Source organism: Alteromonas sp. 5NW40-0090 (assembly GCF_057552975.1).
On the sequence record NZ_BAAJLT010000006.1, the window covers coordinates 68,762 to 87,170 of the forward strand.

Annotated in this window: 14 protein-coding genes, 1 tRNA gene and 1 pseudogene; 11 read left to right on the forward strand and 5 right to left on the reverse strand. The window is 44.5% G+C overall.

Annotated elements, in window-relative coordinates; genetic code table 11:
- Window positions 1-111 precede the first annotated feature (111 nt).
- Together AC27KT_RS08865 and AC27KT_RS08870 are read left to right on the forward strand one after the other, a co-directional pair.
- On the forward strand, window positions 112-1,863 hold the full coding sequence (locus AC27KT_RS08865; RefSeq protein ID WP_487129174.1) for a tyrosine-type recombinase/integrase: 1,752 nt from the start codon (window positions 112-114) through the stop codon (window positions 1,861-1,863).
- 215 nt (window positions 1,864-2,078) lie between these two features.
- Window positions 2,079-2,858: pseudogene (locus tag AC27KT_RS08870) on the forward strand (tyrosine-type recombinase/integrase); the annotation flags it as partial.
- Between the two features lie 200 nt (window positions 2,859-3,058).
- Here the strand turns inward: AC27KT_RS08870 and AC27KT_RS08875 are convergent.
- From AC27KT_RS08875 to mutY, 3 genes are all read right to left on the reverse strand, one after another.
- A tRNA-Phe gene (locus AC27KT_RS08875) sits at window positions 3,059-3,134 on the reverse strand.
- 151 nt (window positions 3,135-3,285) lie between these two features.
- Window positions 3,286-3,558, reverse strand: coding sequence for an oxidative damage protection protein (locus AC27KT_RS08880; protein WP_025256893.1), 273 nt, complete (start codon window positions 3,556-3,558; stop codon window positions 3,286-3,288).
- A gap of 59 nt (window positions 3,559-3,617) precedes the next feature.
- Window positions 3,618-4,685, reverse strand: a complete 1,068-nt coding sequence (gene mutY, locus AC27KT_RS08885) for an A/G-specific adenine glycosylase (protein WP_110288991.1) — start codon at window positions 4,683-4,685, stop codon at window positions 3,618-3,620.
- 113 nt (window positions 4,686-4,798) lie between these two features.
- On the opposite strand from mutY, the gene AC27KT_RS08890 reads away from it, so the two are divergent.
- From AC27KT_RS08890 to arcA, 6 genes are all read left to right on the forward strand, one after another.
- Complete coding sequence (locus AC27KT_RS08890; protein ID WP_487129177.1) at window positions 4,799-5,503, forward strand: alpha/beta fold hydrolase; 705 nt, start codon at window positions 4,799-4,801, stop codon at window positions 5,501-5,503.
- Between the two features lie 91 nt (window positions 5,504-5,594).
- Window positions 5,595-6,314: a tRNA (guanosine(46)-N7)-methyltransferase TrmB gene (gene trmB / locus AC27KT_RS08895; protein ID WP_487129179.1), complete on the forward strand. Its 720-nt coding sequence runs from the start codon at window positions 5,595-5,597 to the stop codon at window positions 6,312-6,314.
- Complete coding sequence (locus tag AC27KT_RS08900) at window positions 6,314-7,396, forward strand: methyltransferase (protein ID WP_487129181.1); 1,083 nt, start codon at window positions 6,314-6,316, stop codon at window positions 7,394-7,396. Before trmB ends, AC27KT_RS08900 begins: the two co-directional genes overlap by 1 nt.
- Window positions 7,397-7,542: 146 nt before the next feature.
- Window positions 7,543-8,967 (forward strand): glycogen synthase GlgA, encoded by a 1,425-nt coding sequence (glgA, locus tag AC27KT_RS08905; protein WP_487129183.1) that lies wholly within the window; start codon window positions 7,543-7,545, stop codon window positions 8,965-8,967.
- Between the two features lie 165 nt (window positions 8,968-9,132).
- On the forward strand, window positions 9,133-10,779 hold the full coding sequence (locus AC27KT_RS08910; protein ID WP_487129185.1) for a sensor histidine kinase: 1,647 nt from the start codon (window positions 9,133-9,135) through the stop codon (window positions 10,777-10,779).
- A gap of 154 nt (window positions 10,780-10,933) precedes the next feature.
- Window positions 10,934-11,641, forward strand: coding sequence for a two-component system response regulator ArcA (gene arcA / locus AC27KT_RS08915; protein ID WP_014996957.1), 708 nt, complete (start codon window positions 10,934-10,936; stop codon window positions 11,639-11,641).
- Window positions 11,642-11,863: 222 nt separating this feature from the next.
- Here the strand turns inward: arcA and AC27KT_RS08920 are convergent, their stop codons facing one another.
- A complete protein-coding gene (locus AC27KT_RS08920) occupies window positions 11,864-14,983 on the reverse strand; it encodes a beta-galactosidase (protein ID WP_487129188.1) in 3,120 nt (1,039 codons plus the stop codon).
- A 104-nt stretch (window positions 14,984-15,087) separates the two neighbouring features.
- Here AC27KT_RS08920 and AC27KT_RS08925 point away from each other — a divergent pair, with 104 nt between their 5' ends.
- The gene (locus AC27KT_RS08925; protein WP_487129190.1) at window positions 15,088-15,942 is read left to right on the forward strand and encodes an AraC family transcriptional regulator; all 855 of its coding nucleotides are present in this window, start codon (window positions 15,088-15,090) and stop codon (window positions 15,940-15,942) included.
- On the opposite strand, the gene pmbA is transcribed toward AC27KT_RS08925, so the two are convergent.
- Window positions 15,939-17,270, reverse strand: coding sequence for a metalloprotease PmbA (pmbA, locus tag AC27KT_RS08930; RefSeq protein ID WP_487129192.1), 1,332 nt, complete (start codon window positions 17,268-17,270; stop codon window positions 15,939-15,941). The genes AC27KT_RS08925 and pmbA overlap by 4 nt on opposite strands.
- A gap of 72 nt (window positions 17,271-17,342) precedes the next feature.
- Between pmbA and yjgA the strand changes: the two genes are divergently transcribed.
- Both yjgA and AC27KT_RS08940 read left to right on the forward strand, forming a co-directional pair.
- Window positions 17,343-17,900, forward strand: coding sequence for a ribosome biogenesis factor YjgA (yjgA, locus tag AC27KT_RS08935; RefSeq protein ID WP_487129194.1), 558 nt, complete (start codon window positions 17,343-17,345; stop codon window positions 17,898-17,900).
- 61 nt (window positions 17,901-17,961) lie between these two features.
- On the forward strand, window positions 17,962-18,390 hold the full coding sequence (locus AC27KT_RS08940) for a hypothetical protein (protein ID WP_487129196.1): 429 nt from the start codon (window positions 17,962-17,964) through the stop codon (window positions 18,388-18,390).
- Window positions 18,391-18,409 lie beyond the last annotated feature (19 nt).

Genomic DNA, 18,409 nt, shown 5'->3' on the forward strand with positions numbered 1-18,409 from the left:
ACTGAAATGTTGGCTCTTTTTTTCGCCTAGAGCTACAGACAAAAAATTTACGTGCTTTTGGAAATTCTACATCGATTAAACTGCTACCAAACTATGAACTAGGTAGATACATTGTTTCAATCGCAACAGTCTCACAAGCCGGAAACACTTGGGTATATCCCGAGTGTTGCTGCTGGTGCTGTTCGACAAGAAATACCTAAGACAACAGTCGCAGATGCTTCAATTCGTCCAATGGGCCTCAAAGAGGCTGCGCAGTTTCTCTTACTTTCAGAAAATGAAGTCATTGCGTTAGCTAACGATGGTTTAATAGCTCATAAATATTCAAAGACCCTCAACAAATACTTCTTTAACTTGCGTGGCTTATCTTCGTTTTGTGAATCGCTCGACAATTACGGGCATCTTCAGGAAAGCAAGAGTGATTATCACGTAACTGAGACTTCAACAGTTGATTGTATTTCCAGCGCCGATAATAGCTCACACAACAAAATAGACGACTCAAATAGGGCAGCGGAGTTCTCAGAAGTAGCGTTTGAACCAAAAAAAGTGTCTCAACTACCTACTCCTCAACCAGAACTTGAAAAGCAATTTCAGTTTATTGATACCAACAATGAACGCGCTCTGTCACGCTTGAATCATTTACTTACACGTAATAGAGAGGAGCTATCACCTCTTTTAGATGAATGGACTTTGTCAGATAAAGAATATTGCTTGGCGAGAAGTTTCATCGAATATTTCAAAGTGAAAGTGGTCAACGTAGACAATAAAAATCCTTTAGAAAAAAGAATGGATGTGAGGAGTGCGAATGAGTTAACTAACTTGTTTAGAGAAAACAAGTTCAACTTAAGAGAAAGACTGAACACTAGCGACTACAAAGAAGCAGTAAAAATCGCAGCAGCCAGTTTGAAGGACAAACTATCTCAGATCGGTATAAATTTCTCTTACCTCATACACTTTCAAGAGCAGAATTTTGATTTGTGGAATGAGGTTTATCGAAAGGCCGAAAGGTTGGTGCGAGATAAAAAGTCTTCTGCTAAACAAGTTGAGCAACGTTCAAGAAAAATTGCGTTTTTCAATTATATGTTCGCTACCACCGATCTCCGAAATTTTTCCCAAGAATTAGTCGAAGAAATTAACGATGCTATTGTTTTAAACGGTAAGAAAGACAGTACCAGAAACAAGTACCTAATCGAATTAAGAGCTATATATGACGAACTATTTGCAAAGCGTCTTATAAATGAAAATATCAAAGTGTGCTCTTTCCAATCAGGTAAACGAGAATTAATTGAATTGTCTACTAAGCAATTTACTAAATTCCGCGACGAATATGCTCGATGCGCTACTGAAGCAAACCTACTATCTTTTGCTTTCTACTCTGGTGCAAGAAAAGGCAATATACTCAACCATATATGTACTTCCAGTATGAAGCTTAGCGATATTGAAGATTTAACAATAAGGAACAGCAGTTTCATAAAAATCCCTGCTCGTCACGCCAAAGGAAGCAGGCTCATCACGATTCATGTAACGAAAGCCCTTAGGGAAGTTATAGAGCGCCAGTTGGAATATCGTAGAAAAAATAATATTACGCATGACAATTTGTTTGCGCTGGATGATACAGGATCAACAATTGAGTTTGATATGACGAAATGGGTGGAAGCGTTGGAAAAGGCAGGGATTGATACGACCTTCAGATTTCATCACTTCCGTCACAATCGAGCATATCAAATTTTACTTGAGGGCGGAACATTTGAAGATATTCAGCAGCTTTTTGGCTTGGCGAGTAATAAAATGGTCGCTACAGTTTATGGGCACCTAGACATAACTCAAGGTGCGCTGAATGTGAACGAAAAGGCGGCAGCGAACTAGTTCTATTATTTAGCTTTTAAATCATTAATGTTGTTATTTTTAGAGGAGCAATATTGATGGTTTATAAAAAGAGTAATTCCAAATTCTGGTTTACGAAGTTTCAGGTTTCATTTGCTGACAAGGTTAAACGTGTTCATTGCAGCACCAAGGAAACTGTGAAAAGCCGTGCAGAGCACTTTGAACACCGCCTTCGCGATGAAACGTTAGCTATACTGATGCGTAACTCTCAAGAGGTTGGCTCATGGAATGAAGCTTTAACACTTTATCTAGAATCCAGACAAGCAAACAAGACCATTGATGAAAAGACGAAAAAGCTAGCCTGGTGGTCTCAATATCTAGCAAATATTCCATTAACCGAAATTAATTCTAAGCTTATTCTGACGACGTTAGTAAAAAAGACTGACGTCACCTTAGCAACGAAGAATAGATACCTCGCAGAGATCAAAAGCTTTTTAAATTTCATTCATAAAGAGCTGGAGTGGATTGATCGCGTCCCCCATTTGAAAACCCACAAAGAGCGAGAAAAAAGCTTCTATAAGCTTACTGAGAAAGATTCTGCTCGCCTCATTGATTGCGCCCCAGCCTTTCTGCAACCTATCATCATATTTGCCCTAGCAACCGGATTTCGTGCCTCTAATATCATTGGCCTGAAATGGACTCATGTCGATTTGGAGCATCAAACACTGAAGGTAGACGCGGGTTCTCACAAAAGTGGCTCTTCGGTTCTTATACCGATGAACAATATAGTCTTCGAACTACTGAGTTCTTTGCATAACTCGAAAAATTCCGTATTTGTTTTTCTCAATTATGATAGTTCGCGTATTAAAGACTTAAATAGAAGGATATGGGCTAGGACGACGAAAGCAGCAGGTCTAGATGGGCTGCGTTTTCACGACTTACGTCATAATTGGGCATCACGCCATGCTGAGAGTGGCAGCGACTTATTAGCTATTAAAGAATTAGGGGGCTGGAAAACACTGGAGATGGTTCAGCGATACACACATCCATCGTTGAGTTATTTGTCACAGCAAGCAAACAATATCGTAAAAGAAAAAAATGATACCTTTGTCACAAAGTCAGGTTGTGACAAAAAATCGTCACACTTTGTGACAATCAATGGCCTGCGGCTAAAAAAAGACAAGGCCCAGAAATGGAAAAACCTGATAGTTTTCAATAAACTATCAGGTTCCAATAATGGTGCCTCGACCCGGGATCGAACCAGGGACACGCGGATTTTCAATCCGCTGCTCTACCAACTGAGCTATCGAGGCTGAAACTTGTTAGCGTTCTAGGCGTTTGCTGCCTGTCCTGCTGTGGGTGCGTATTAAACGGTTTTCGCCTTCACAAGTCAACCGTTTTTCTCGCTTTTTTTGCGCTTTTATTACTGTTTGCGCATTGTTTGCTCAAAAAACGCTTTTTTGCTTATTTTTCAGGCGGAACATAGCCTTCAATCGTAGGCTCTACGTCGTCAAACAAGTAGGCCGACATTTTTTCTTCCAAAAATGAACGGGCATTCGGCTCCATCATATTTAACTTATGTTCGTTAATCAGCATGGTCTGTTTCTTTTGCCATTCAGCCCATGCTTCTTTAGAAATGTTGTCGAAAATACGCTTACCCAGTTCACCCGGATAAAGTTGGAAATCTAAGCCGTCAGCTTCTTTTTGAAGCTTGCGACAAAATACCGTTCTTGCCATGTTATTTCCTTTCGTTCGCTATCTGCTTAGCAAATAATATTGCGTTGGGCTTAGAACGCCTAACGCATTAACTGCTGAATAATCTTGGTTGTAGGTGCCGCCAAACCAACTTCAATAGGCTCGTTCAACGAAAACCAACGAAATGCCGTTTCGGCTACGCGCTTTGATGGAGCAGAGTTTACCACGGCCACTACTGGGGTGATATCTAAATGAAAATGGCTAAAGGTATGACGGAACCCTTCAAGCGTTCGGGTTTCGTCGACACTGATACCTCGCTTGGCCAACTGCTCAATCCCCTCTTCTATTGAAGACACCTCAATAAAACCATATAGGCCACCCCACAGCCCTGTTGAGGGACGCTGCTCTAAATACACTTGGCTGTTAAACTGTGCCACCATCATATAGGTGGACTTCTCGGGTAGCGCCTTTTTCGGCTTCTTACCCGGGTAGTCGGCTTGCGCGCCTTGGGCGTAGGCAATACAGTCGGCTTGAAGCGGGCACTCATCACACTTTGGCTTGCTTCGTGTGCAAATCATCGCGCCCAAGTCCATCATTACCTGCGTATAGTTGGCACAACGTCCGCCTTCTGAATTGGTGGGCGTGTTTTTCTCGGCCACTTCCCAAAGCTGATTCTCTACCTTCTTCTGTCCCGGCCACCCGCCTATTGCATAGTATCGGGCCAACACACGCTTCACATTGCCATCTAATATAGGAAAGCGCATATTGCGAGATAGCGAAAGTATCGCCCCAGCAGTAGAGCGCCCTATGCCGGGCAAATCCATAACTTCTTCTAGACTATAGGGAAACTCGCCGTTGTATTTTTCTACCAGCGTATTCGCAGCTTTGTGAAGATTTCTTGCTCTTGCGTAGTAGCCAAGCCCAGTCCAATGATGAAGCACGTCGTCTTGAGAAGCCTTAGCCAAGTCGTGCACGGTAGGAAAAGACGCCATAAAGCGTTTAAAGTAGGGAATTACCGTGGTGACTTGAGTTTGCTGCAGCATTATTTCCGACACCCACACCTTATAAGGCGTAACGTCTTGTTGCCAAGGCAAATGCTTTCGCCCGTGTTTATCAAACCATGCGAGTGCTCGCTCTGCAAAGCTACCTGTATATTGTTGTTCTGTCATAATCGTCTGTATGGGCAGTTACTACCGCTTGGTCGTTTTCTACTTAGCGACCATTCATTAAAAAGCGCGCTATGGTAGCATGTAACTAGCTAGATTATTGTTAAGGAGCACACGTGTCTGTGCAGCACCCTGTTTTATTTTTTCCCGGTACCCTCTGTGACGAGCGCATATTTCTACCGCTTTGGCGCGAACTAAATATTGCACAACGTCGTTATGTACCGCTTCAATGGGCAGCATCGCTAGAAGAAATGCTGGCATTAAGTGAAGATCGTGTTCTTGATAACGAAAAAGTGCACCTTGTGGGTTATTCGATGGGGGGGTTTGTGGCTGCATTAGTAGCACAGCGCAATCCCGCCAATATTGCTTCAATAACCTTAATCGGTTACAACCCAGAAGGGTTATCAAAAGAAGAAATTGCAAAGCGCAAGCAGCTTACTACTATGCTTAAGCAAGGTAATTTTAAGCCCGACAATGACGCTTATCTTTCGCGATTTATACACCCTTCCCGCTTAGCGGATGAAAACGTGGCTGGTGTGGTAAAATCGATGGCGCAGGATTTAGGTAAAACAACGTTACTCAACCACACGCTAGCAACCACACCACGAGAAAGTACCGTTAAAGCGCTCGCAAAGATCAATGCGCCAGTAACGTTTATTACTGCCCAGCAGGATGCGATTGCCCCTGCAGAAGCAATACAGCAACTTAAAAGCGTTTTGCCTAAAGCGACGTTCCACACCATTAGTGACGCTGGGCATATGGCAATACTTGAGAAAACTGACGCCGTAGCGTCTATTATTGCGAAACAAATTGGCGTATAAAATTACAGCATTTTTGCCACGATAGCGTTGCATAAGCCGCGGGTAAGTGGATAATGCGCCACCATAAAATTGGGTAAGAAAGGCATTGCAAATGAGGCAATTCAAAAGTCAGGCGGAAGCAGAAGCCGCTGGAGTATACGTAAGCAAGGTAAAAAGCTTCGTGAAACGCGAAGGTAGACTTACTAAAGCACAAGAAAAAGCATTAGAAGATTACTGGCCAACCAAAGGTATTGACTACGCTGAAGCACAGTTATCGCTGTCAGAAATTTTTGGCCGAAGTGCGCCTGTTGTTGTAGAAATTGGCTTTGGTATGGGCAAGTCATTGGTGGAAATGGCCGCAAATGCACCTGAGAAAGACTTTATCGGCATTGAAGTTCACCGTCCAGGCGTTGGCGCATGCTTAGCTGAAGCAAGCGAACAAGGCGTCGAGAACTTGCGTGTAATGGACCATGATGCGGTAGAAGTGCTTAAAAATATGATCCCAGACGGTTCGTTGTCTCGCCTACAACTATTTTTCCCAGACCCTTGGCACAAGAAGCGTCACCACAAACGCCGTATTGTTCAACCTGAATTTGTTGAGCTGGTTCGCACCAAATTAGCTATTGGCGGTTGTTTTCACATGGCGACGGATTGGGAGCAATATGCTGAGCACATGTTAGACGTTATGATCATTGCCGACGGTTACACCAATACAGCAACTGGCGGCGACTATGTACCTCGTCCAGACTACCGCCCAATTACCAAGTTTGAAACCCGTGGCCAAAAATTAGGTCATGGCGTTTGGGATCTAATTTTCGAGCGTACTAAGTAATGATTTTATCTCCTCAAAGCCAGCTGTTAGAACGTAATATCGCGCTTTTCGACGAAGGTCAGTGGGCATTTATCAACCCTTCTGATGCGTATTTTCTGGACGGTCTTAAATCGCAAGAAGTCACGGTAATTCACCAGTATTTCGATATTTTTTCAGAGTGCGTAAGAGTCGTACCTTCGGTATCGTTTGATAGCCGAGATATTACGCGCACAGGTTTTGAGGTGACGCAAAAAGTCGGAAATCATACTCATATATTTGCGCCTTTCGTGGCACTAGAGAAATCTCACACTGACGTGATGATTTTCTTACCCAAAGCAAAAACCCATTTTCAGATGCTATTGCGAATGGCAGCCAGCATGGTGGGCCAAAATGGTCGTATTCACGTGGTGGGTGAAAATAAGGGCGGTATAAAGAGTGCTGCTAAGTTGATGGACCAATACGGCCCAACCCAAAAGGTTGATTCTGCTCGCCACTGCAGTCTTATCACCGTTTTAGTTGAAGAGCCACATCTTGCCTTTGAACCCGATGCATGGCTTGACATGAATACGTATCATGTTGAGGGCACAGCTTGGCAAGTAGCCTCTATGCCTGGCGTATTCAGCTACAAAGAACTGGATGCGGGAACTGAGCTTTTACTGGAAAAACTCTCAACATCACTGAGTGGTGAAATTCTGGATTTCGCGTGCGGCGCTGGCGTGATTGCCAGTTATATTATGCTTAAGTATCCGCATTTGAAGCTTCATCTTACTGATGTTAGCGCACTTGCAGTTTACTGTAGTGCACTCACTCTAGCAGACAATGGGTTATCAGCAACACTCTACGCTGCGGATGGATTGCACGGTTTTACTCAAAAAGTACAGCATATTGTCACCAACCCGCCATTTCACACAGGTATTAAAACTGACTACACCATCACTAAGCGCTTTATTTCTGACGCTAAAGCAAGCTTAAGTCGTGGCGGTACTATGCAGATGGTGGCGAACCGATTCTTACCCTACCCAGGGTTGCTTGCTGAACATTTTCAAACAGTGTATACCACAGCACAAACGTCGCAATTTTCTGTTTATCAGGCGGCTTTGTAATTAAAAAAGCCAATAGCTTGTGCTAACTTAGTTTTTCTATCTGTTGTTCATGCCATTGTGAAAGCCTCACGATGGCACACGGCGCTTTTTCCTTACATTGTATCAAGCAAACAAGTACGCTATACGTGCGCTCTGGGAGATCACCTGTGAATATTGTATTTGCTATTTCAGAAGTTGAAGAGTTGGTAAAAACCGGCGGTCTTGCAGATGTGGGGAAAGCACTGCCTCTCGCGCTAGATGGTTTGGGCGAAAGCGTTACAATTGTTATGCCTTATTACCAAGTACTGGCGGAGCAATTTGAACTGCCCACGATAACCGAGCAACAAACCCTGTTTACTGAAGGCCAGGTGTATCATTTTGATATTCGCTACATGCAATGGCACGGTGTTCCTATTTATTTTGTAGACTCGCCTGAGTACTTTATGCGGGAAGGGCTATATGCCAATGCTTTTGAAGCCTATGAAGACAATGGTGAGCGCTTTAGCTTTTTCAGTGGTGCCGTCCTTCAGACGCTAAAAGCCATTGATAAAAAGCCAGATATTGTTCACTGTCACGACTGGCACGCTGCTATGCTGCCGTTTTTGCTTACCCACGACAAATCAGGGTATTTTGACGGTACTAAAACCATATTCACTATTCATAATGCCGCTTTTCAAGGCGTTCATAAGCTAGAGAGCATTCCCTTTCTTCGCCATCATCCAAACATTCTGGCGCAAGTGCACGGCGGTTACATCAATATGCTTCAGAGTGGGATTGAGTTTGCCACGAAAGTGACAACCGTAAGCCCTAACTATGCAAGCGAGTTACTCACAGACTTGGGCAGTCATGGCCTGCACGAGCGGCTTGTAAATCGTCAAGCCGACTTAAGCGGTATTCTAAATGGGTGTGACTACACTCAGTGGAACCCCGAGACAGATACATTTCTCCCTGAGAACTACAGTGTAGAGAATCTTCATCCGAAGAGTGCATGTAAACGAGCGTTACAAGAGAAGTCAGGATTACCTGAGAATGGCAACGTACCGCTTATTGGAATGGTGTGCCGGCTGACAGAACAAAAAGGCTTCGGCTACATATTGCCAATCTTAGACGATTTGATTAAGCACAATGTTCAAATAGTCATTGTGGGCACGGGCGACCCTAAAGTGTGCATGGACCTTGGCGAATTCGCTCAACAACACCCTGACCAATTCGCGTTTATAAACGGTTTTAGTTCCGAGCATGCCCATCTGGTAGAAGCCGGGGCAGATTTCTTCCTAATGCCTTCTCAGTTTGAGCCGTGCGGGTTGAACCAAATGTACAGTTTAGCTTATGGGACCATCCCTATAGTACGTTCGGTAGGCGGGCTCAAAGACACGGTTATCGATTACAGCAACGATAGTGAAGGTACGGGTTTTGTGTTTGATGATCCTACGCCACCTGCACTGCTATCTTGCATTCGTCGAGCTCTGCTGGCGTTCTACGAAGATGCCGGAAAGTTCAGAGCGATGCAGCAACGTGGGATGCGAACGCGATTCACATGGAAAGCAGCAGCAAAAAGTTATCAGCAGTTGTATTTAGCAGCCGTTAATTAGGCTTTATTTTTTGCTTTGTTTTACAGCGACATATCCACTTAGACGTGAATATTTGTGATGGGTGTGTTCTACATTAATTATTGTTTATAAGCACCTTTCCTTTTGTCCATTTTTGCGCCACTATTAAAAAATGGACGATGTAGATGGACGGTACACAAGGCGGGTATGACGGATAAGGCAGTTAAGCTTTCTATAAAGAGCCTCTTTCTCTGGGTGGTGATGTCTATTGCTACCTTTTCACTTGCTGTTTTAACAACGCTTGCAGTTTATACACAGATAAAAACTTATCGCCACGAGCTTGAGTCGAATGCACTGATACTCGCCAAACTAGTTGCCAGAAGTTCTGCCACTTACCTCTACGATGAAACGCCTGAACGCATTGAATTTGCATTAAATAACCTCACTGCCGCTGAGCATGTGCTCAATGCTCATGTTTACAAAGCAAAAAGCGGGACGGCAGAGCCTGAGATTTTTGCTTCATACAACAGAGAAGGGCAGCTTTTGTTAGGTGGCAAAGAAAGTCAGTTAGCTTCCATGGTTATGAACCCAGTACTAGCAGATAATGGACGCTACCTTGAACTCAGTGCAAAAGTGTTCGATATAGAGACTAACATTCAGTTGGGCTGGGTGTATCTAAGGGTTTCATCAGAAAACTTTAATCAATTGGTTGGAAAGTCAATTTGGCTTAATTTAGCCGTAGCCTTGGCGTTATTGCTAATAAGTTTTTATTCCGCACTAAGAATGCAGCGTTTTGTGACAGGCCCAGTAGAAAGTATCGCTAACTTTTTGCAACGCACATCGCGACAGCGCGACTATTCGGCCCGTGCCAGCGGCTCCACCATTAAAGAACTCGATATCTTAGCTGACGCCGTTAATGTGATGTTGTTTCGTATACAAGAGTACATGCAAAAGCAACGGCAGGCTGAAGAGCAACATAGAAAGCTCAACGCCAGCCTAGAAGATATGGTAAGTCAACGAACAACCGCCCTCAAGGATGCCAATCAGGAGCTTATTCAAACGCTCGAAAAGCTACATCAGTTTCAGCGTCAAATTGTACAAAATGAAAAAATGGCCTCGCTCGGAGATATGGTTGCGGGTGTTGCCCACGAGGTAAATACTCCGATAGGTTTAGGCGTTACTGCATCGACAATGATGTTAGACAGGTTAGCGGTTATTCAAAAAGACTTCGAAAATAAAACGCTGAAAGCCAGTGCAATGAAACGCTTTTTGGATGAAAGTAACGAAAACCTCAATATTATTTACCGCAATTTGAATAGAGCTGCCGAACTTATTAGCAGTTTTAAGCAGGTTGCTGTAGATCAAACCTCAGAATCTAGTCGAAGTTTTTGCGTTGTACAGCTAGTTAATGAGATACTACTGTCATTGCAGCCTCGACTCAAAAAATTAAAACACAACATCAACGTAGATTGCGACCCTACCCTTAGCGTTGAAACGAAGGCTGGCCCAATAAATCAAATCTTGATTAATTTAATCATGAATTCGGTTATTCATGGGTTTGAAACCATGGATGAAGGCACAATTGATATTCGTGCCGAAATGGTGAGTAGCAATAAGCTCAAGCTTGTTTATACCGATAACGGAAAAGGTATATCCCCAGAAATTCGCAAACGGATATTTGACCCCTTTGTTACCACGAAGCGTGGGCAAGGCGGTTCCGGATTGGGAATGCACTTGGTATACAACTTAGTAACGCAAGCCCTTAGTGGTTCAATATCGATTACCAGTGAGGAAGGCAACGGCGTAGAATTTGTAATTATCTTCCCCGTTGTTAATGCGAAAACGTCAGAATAGTTGTATAAAGTATGAACTTTTCTTGATTTTTATTGGCTAACCCCAATACCTTAACAGTAAGAATATTCACAAGTTGCTTGCAATCAAGTACATGAATATTAAAATTTAACCAGTTAGTTGCTTAAATCGTATTTTAGAAAGAGTGTAGAACACCATGCAGACGCCAAATGTGTTAATTGTTGAAGATGAGGTGGTAACCCGTACCACGCTTAAGAGTTTATTTGAAGCGGAAGGGTATAATGTGTTTGAGGCCGAGAACGGTGATCAAATGCATGATTTCTTCGAGAATCACGCTATCAATTTGGTTATCATGGACATTAACCTACCGGGTAAAAACGGCCTTATTTTGGCACGCGAAGTTCGTGACCGTAAAAACGTTGGGCTTATCTTCCTAACGGGTCGTGATAACGACGTTGACCGTATTCTAGGTCTTGAAATTGGCGCAGACGATTATCTGACTAAGCCATTTAACCCTCGTGAATTGACTATTCGCGCGCGCAACTTATTATCTCGTACTACAAACTCTTCAGAAGATGACGATTTGCCAAGCCGTGTAAGCTTTAACGGCTGGACGCTTGATGGTGATAGCCGTTCATTGATTTCGCCTAACGGTAAAGAGTTCCGTCTACCACGTAGTGAATTCCGTGCACTTCACCTTTTCCTAAGCAACCCAGGTAAAATCCTTACCCGTGAGCAGCTGATTATGGAAATGACGGGGCGTGAACTTCGTCCGAACGACCGTACGGTTGACGTAACTATTCGTCGTATTCGTAAGCACTTCGAGTCAGATCCAACAGACGAAGAGTTGATTGTAACTATTCACGGTGAAGGTTACCGTTTCTGCGGTCAGGTTGACGGCTAAGTCGCTACCTGAACAAACGTTGAATTAAACAAAAGCCGCTTTATAAAGCGGCTTTTTGGTATTTATATTTGTATCGAGAGCTTACGCATTCGCTGACTTGCAAAGGCGCTTCACAGCAAGATGCAAAAAAGTACATGCTTAGCAACGGCGGCATAACAAGGTTATACCGCAGTATATCAATATATATACGTGTTGATTGAACACCTGCATTCATAGTAGATGTTAATTGGCTATCGCGTTGAAGCAAACTGAATAACGGTAACGCTTCCCTTCCAACAAGAACGCTTTGTGCGTACTTGGGCTCCACGAGTCATCGCCGCCCACGCCCATATGCGCATGATCAATGTACACAAATACACAGTCTTGAGGTATTAAATCACAAGTGTGTTTTGCCTCATCTAACTGTGCCTGCCCATATTCACTTACACTGAAATGGAACTGCCCGCTTGCCGTTACGCTGCCAAGAGCCAACGTTTTACAGTCACTTCGCAAACCATTGTCTGTAGGAAATATATAGTGCGTTTGCATATCGCCGATAGGTAACGTGTAGTTACCATAGCGCGCCGCCGATTTTCTGTCTGGATAGTTCTCAAATGGTCCAAGCCCTTGCCAGGCTACTGGCATATTCTCCTGCAATACAGGCACTGCTATTTGCATACCAATACGCGGCATAGGCGGTAAACCATCATCTAATAGCACCTCCACCTCTACCGAAAGCTCGGCCTGCGCGTTAACGGTATAGATCCATTTGGTTGCCGCCATCAGCTTTTCCGCATGGTGATATTCAAATAACGACGTTATACGCACGTCTTGCGCGCCCTGTTCAACGTTTACGCCCGTACAAGTACGTGTCCATTTGCCAATTCCAGCACGACGCCAGCGAGACTCCCACGCATTAGGGTCGGGATTATCAACTTCACTTACCCCAATGTCGTTATCTAGCGGCGCTCTGAAGAAGTTATCTTCTAACGGCGCGCTAAGTGCCTCCTCTGCGTCTTGAAGCCACGAGGTTAATAGCCCGCTCTCACTATTAAAGCTAAATACGTTGTTTAGCGCGCGTACCAGCACCATTCCGTCTTGAGCTTCAATTGATAACTCACTAGTGCTGTTAGCTATGTCGTTATCAGTAAAAGAAAACGACACTATTCCACGCTTATTGACCAGCGCTAACTGAGCGGTGTCCATAACATGCCCCGCATTAGCCCACGGGCAATCATTCGCTAGTACCACATCAATATTTAAGTGGTAATCAGCGCCAGCTTTAAACGTAATATCTGGGGTAAGACTGAGCGTTTGTGTTTGTTGCGGCGCTATGTCGATTTCGCATTCGCCCGTTGCCTCAGCAATCGGTTTTCCGTTTTCTAGCACTTGCCAACGTAACAACTCGTTGTCTGTGCGTCTAAACAGGTAATCGCTGCTTACTGAAAGCTCAAACTTGTTATCTTTTTCAACCAACGAAAAGCTTAAGTGCTGTTGACAATATTTAGCTTCTAATAAGTGCGGATGTGGCGTTCTGTCTGGAAATAACAGACCGTTTATACAGAATTGTCTGTCGTTTTCAGTATCGCCGAAATCTCCGCCGTAAGCCCAGTATGCTTCACCGCTATTGGTATGTTTTACTAATCCTTGATCAACCCAGTCCCAAATAAAGCCACCTTGAAGACGCGGATACTCTTTAAATGCTTTCCAATATTCATCAAAGCTGCCCAAGCTGTTGCCCATTGCGTGGGCATACTCGCACAGAATAACGGGTCGGTTTTCCCCCGGCATCGACAACCATTTTTTAATGGCCCACTTAGGCACTGCATCGTCCTTAACGTCGGTATCAACTCTTGCGTACATGGGCGCAATAATATCGGTCGCCGTAGTATCAGCGCCACCGCCTTCATATTGCACAGGTCGTGATGAGTCAAATGACTTCGCCCAGCCATACATGGCGTCGTGAGTCGGCCCATGACCACACTCGTTACCTAACGACCAGATGATAATACAAGGGTGGTTTTTGTCTCGCTCGACCATTTGGGTGAAGCGCGCCATGTAAGCACCGGCCCATAGCGGGTCGCGAGAAAGTCTTCCCATTGGGAACATACCATGGGTTTCAATATTGGCTTCATCTACCACATAAAGCCCGTATTCGTCACAAAGCTCATACCAGCGAGGGTGATTGGGGTAATGTGCAGTACGCACAGCATTGAAGTTGTTTTGCTTTAATAGCTTAATGTCTTCAAGCATGTCATCTTCGTTGATGGCATGACCTTTTGTTTGATGGTGTTCGTGACGGTTAACCCCACGAATTAGCACGGCTTTACCATTTACCAGTAACTGGCCGTTTTTCATTTCAATATTTCTAAAACCAACATTGTAGGCCTCAACATCGACGGCGTTGCCATGGTCATCAATAAGCGACACCACAATACGGTACAAATTAGGGGTTTCAGCAGTCCAGTGTTTTGGCTCTTTCACATTAAGCGTTTGAAAAACCACATCATCCCAACCGCCCTTTTCATCAATACGCTTATTGTTAGTGCCGGTAATGACTTGCTCTGTGACAGCGTTATCGCCATCAAAAAGCTGGATACCTACTTTAAATGAAGACGGCGCATTGATAGCTGTACGAACTGAAACCGTAGCGTCGCGGTAGCACGCGTCAAGGCTTGGCGTAACAAACACATCCTGAATGTGATGCTGAGGTTTGGTGACTAAACTCACGTCGCGGAAGATACCGCTTAACCACCACATGTCCTGATCTTCTAAGTAGCTGCCGTCTGACCATCGGATCACCATTACCGCTAGTCGGTTTTCACCTTCGACCAAGTAGCCAGACAAATCGAATTCGGCCGGTAGTCGGCTGTCTTGGGAATAACCTACGTACTCACCGTTGCACCACAAGTGAAACGCGCTATTTACCCCTTCAAAAACTATATGGTTGCGCTGCGTTAACTCATCCTTGGTAACGTTGAACGTAGTGCGATAGCAACCCGTTGGATTCTCGCTGGGAACCACAGGTGGGTTTACCGCGAAGGGATATTTCACGTTACAGTAAATCGGTTTGTCGTGACCTTGCAGCTGCCAATTAGAAGGTACCGCAATAGGCTGCCAATTAGCAGACTCGTCATCACTTAATGTTTTAGAAAGCAGGCTTTCAGGTACGTTTGCTGGAGCTTCAAATAAACGGAAATCCCACTCGCCGTTTAAACTACGCTTTTGCGCGTTGGTATTGTGCAATGCGTCTTTTAGCGTTTTATATCCGTGATGTGGACTGTGGGCATTGATACGATTCCTCTGAAATACAACCGGGTTTTGCCAATCGTTTTGAGCTACTACTTGCGCAACATTAAGCATGTCATATCCTTTACTTTTTCGTTAGGCGCAATATAGCTAACTTTCATTAAATCCTTTATGCTCTAATCTTTCATATATTTATCCAAAACTATCATTTCACATTTATGCAACTAAGCTTTAGAGACATTGTAGACATAGGCCCTAAGTGCTTTGAACGCTTTATTGATAGTAGTAATGCGCCTGAAATCAGCGACCTGGGGATTGAACTAGCAGGATGCTCTAACTTATCAGGTGACTATACGGTAGGTCGCGTTTCGCCTCCTAACCACACCTTGTTTTACAGCATTCATGGACAAGGAAAGTTTCGTGTCCCGTCAGGCGAGATGCAATTAGATGAAGGACAGCTAATTATTTTACCCGCTGGACAAAGTTTTGAAGTCACAATAGTCAGTGAACAATGGGATATTATTTGGGTTAACCTGGCAGACTCCGAACGCTGGACATCATTTAATAAGCGAGGTGCGGTGATTGTGGATAATGCCATGCTGGAAGGACTGCATCATGCAATGGAACTTTTGTATTTAGAGCGTGACGTCGAGAATCGAAATTCGGCGATGCAAGTTGTGTCTCGCTACCTGTACCGTATTATTGATGCACCTTTGAATAACGAGCCTTGTCACGATGAGAAAGAACGACGCCAGGTAAGCAGACTACACAGCCTTTTTTCTGCGGTTGAAAAACAGCTTCAGTTTGATTGGGATATGGAAAGCTTAAGTGAGAAAGCGCATTATTCTGCCCCTCACCTTCATAGGCTGTGCTTACAAGTGTTTGGGCGCAGCCCCAAACAGCACGTTATCCATTTGCGTATGACACGAGCCAAAAGCTTATTACTAAGCACGCAGTGGCCCGTATCTTATATCGCCAGTTATGTAGGCTACGCAAATGTATTTACGTTCTCGAAACGCTTTAAGAAGTCCACCGGGCTGTCTCCTTCAGCGTTTCGAGAAAGCGTAAACTAGCTGCCTGCTATCTTCATTTGGTCAATAAGCACAGAACCGGTCTGTACACTACCGCGCACATCTTTTTCAGCGCCAATTGCCACAATGCCTTTAAACATATCTTTCAGATTGCCAGCAATCGTTACCTCGTGAACTGGGTATTGGATGATGCCATTTTCAACCCAGTATCCCGCTGCGCCGCGCGAGTAATCGCCCGTCACACCGTTAACGCCCTGCCCCATCAGTTCGGTTACGAACAAACCTGTGCCCATTTCTTTAAGCAGGTCGGCGTCGCTATGACCCGTATCACCTACTAGCCAGTTATGAATACCACCAGCGTGGCCATTCGAGCGGGTGTTTAGTTTACGCGAGGAGTACGCAGTATAAAGATATGTAGCCAATTTACCCGCATCGACAATGGTCATGTCAGAACATGCCACACCTTCGTTATCAAAGCTTGAGCTTGCCAGACCGCCTTTAATAAACGGACGCTCTTCAATATTAAGCCATTCCGGGAAAACTTGTTTACCCAAGCTATCTAGCAAGAAGCTAGAGCGACGATAAAGGCTGCCACCGCTTATGGCTCCTACATAATGACCAAACAAGCTAGATGCGATGTCACGGTGTAAAAGCACAGGCACGTTTGCCGTGTTAATTTTACGAGCACCTAAACGGTCTACAGTAGCTTTAGCGGCATCAATACCCACTGCACTTGCTGATTGCAGCAAAGAGGCTTTACGACTTACTGTGTAAGCGTAATCGCGCTGCATGTCGTTGTCTTGTGCGCCAATAACCATACAGCTTAGTGAATAACGGCTGCTAGGATAACCTGCATTGATACCGTGCGTGTTGCCGTAAACGCGCATACCTAGATTTGCGTTGTACGACGCGCCATCTGAATTTGAAATGCGCGAGTCGTAATTCATTGCCGCCGTTTCGGCCTCAATAGCAGTTTTAATGGCCTTTTCAGTATCTAATTCTTCAGGGTGATACAGGTCTAAATCAGGGAACTCGGTAGCGATAAGGTCGGCATCGGCCAAACCTGTACAAGGATCTTCACTGGTATAGCGTGCAATATCTACGGCTTTTTCTACCGCGAGTGTTAGCGCCGCTTTGCTCAGATCTGCGGTAGACGCACTCCCCTTTCGCTTGCCTACGTATACACTGATACCTAAGCCACCGTCGTTGGTAAATTCAACGTTTTCAACTTCTTGCATACGTGAAGACACGGCGATGCCCTGCACTTTAGACATGCTTGCTTCGGCTTGCGTTGCGCCTTTTGAAACGGCTAATTTTAGTACATCATCTACGACATTTTGAATGTCGGCTAACTGCTGCTCAATTTGCATAGTAAGTTTCGCTGTCTTAATTCGACTGTGATAGTTACAATTTAGCTAAAGTGTAACACTAATGAGTTTGAAATGAGTGATCAGAAATACAATTCTCCTGAAGATCCTTACTTCGAAGATGCGCAAGCAGATGAGTTCGAAGAGGAAGAATTAATCAGTAAAACTGAGCTGAAGCGTCAAGCCAAAGAACTTCATAAGCTAGGTGAAACCTTGGTTAACCTGACCGATGCTCACATCGCTACGATCCCTATGGATGAAGAGCTTGCTGACGCCATCGCTATTGCCCGCAAAGTAAACAAGAAAAAAGACGGTTACCGCCGCCAGCTTCAGTTTATCGGCAAGGTATTGCGCCAGCGAGACACCGCTCCTCTTGAAGAGGCGTTGGCCAAAATCACCCACCAGCATCAGGCGAGCAATGCGGCCTTTCACGCACTAGAGAAAGCCCGTGAAGCCGTCATTGAGCAGGGCGACCCCGCTATTCAAAAACTGATTGAAGCGCACCCTGAACTTGACCGCCAAAAGCTGCGCCAATTTAACCGCCAAATTAAGAAAGAGCGTGAGAAAAATGCGCCACCTAAAGCATTCAGAGAGCTGTTTCAGTATTTGAAAGACGTTATTCATGAAGATTAACGGTCTGCAATTAAAGTAATCTCAACATCACAATTTCGTTCACCAGCCAAAGGGGGATAGTGTGAAAATATTTTCCAACCCTAACGCAACACTGAAAAGCAAGTACGGCCAGTACCAAATTGCTGTGCTTGGTAGCATTGTTGGCGTGTCGGCTGAAGGTATTGCCGATGGTTCAGCCATTGAACGCTATGCGCGAGATATGATGGATGTGATTAACAGCTTTGGTGGGGATCACTGGGCATTTTTAGGTTTTTTGCATGGTTCTGCCCTTCTTACTAAAGCAGGTGAGACAGAACTGCAGCGTTCAATAGAATGGCGTGCGAAACATGGAATGGCGCTTGGCGCGCTAGTTATCGGCGATACCACGGTGCAGCCTATTGTAAAAGCTCAATTTCAGAGAATTTACGACAATGCAGGCCTTGAGCTAGGTATTTTTACCAACGAAGAAGATGCTATTGAGTGGTTGAACGAAAAAGGATTTGAAAGTTAGCCGCGACTTATACCAGTTC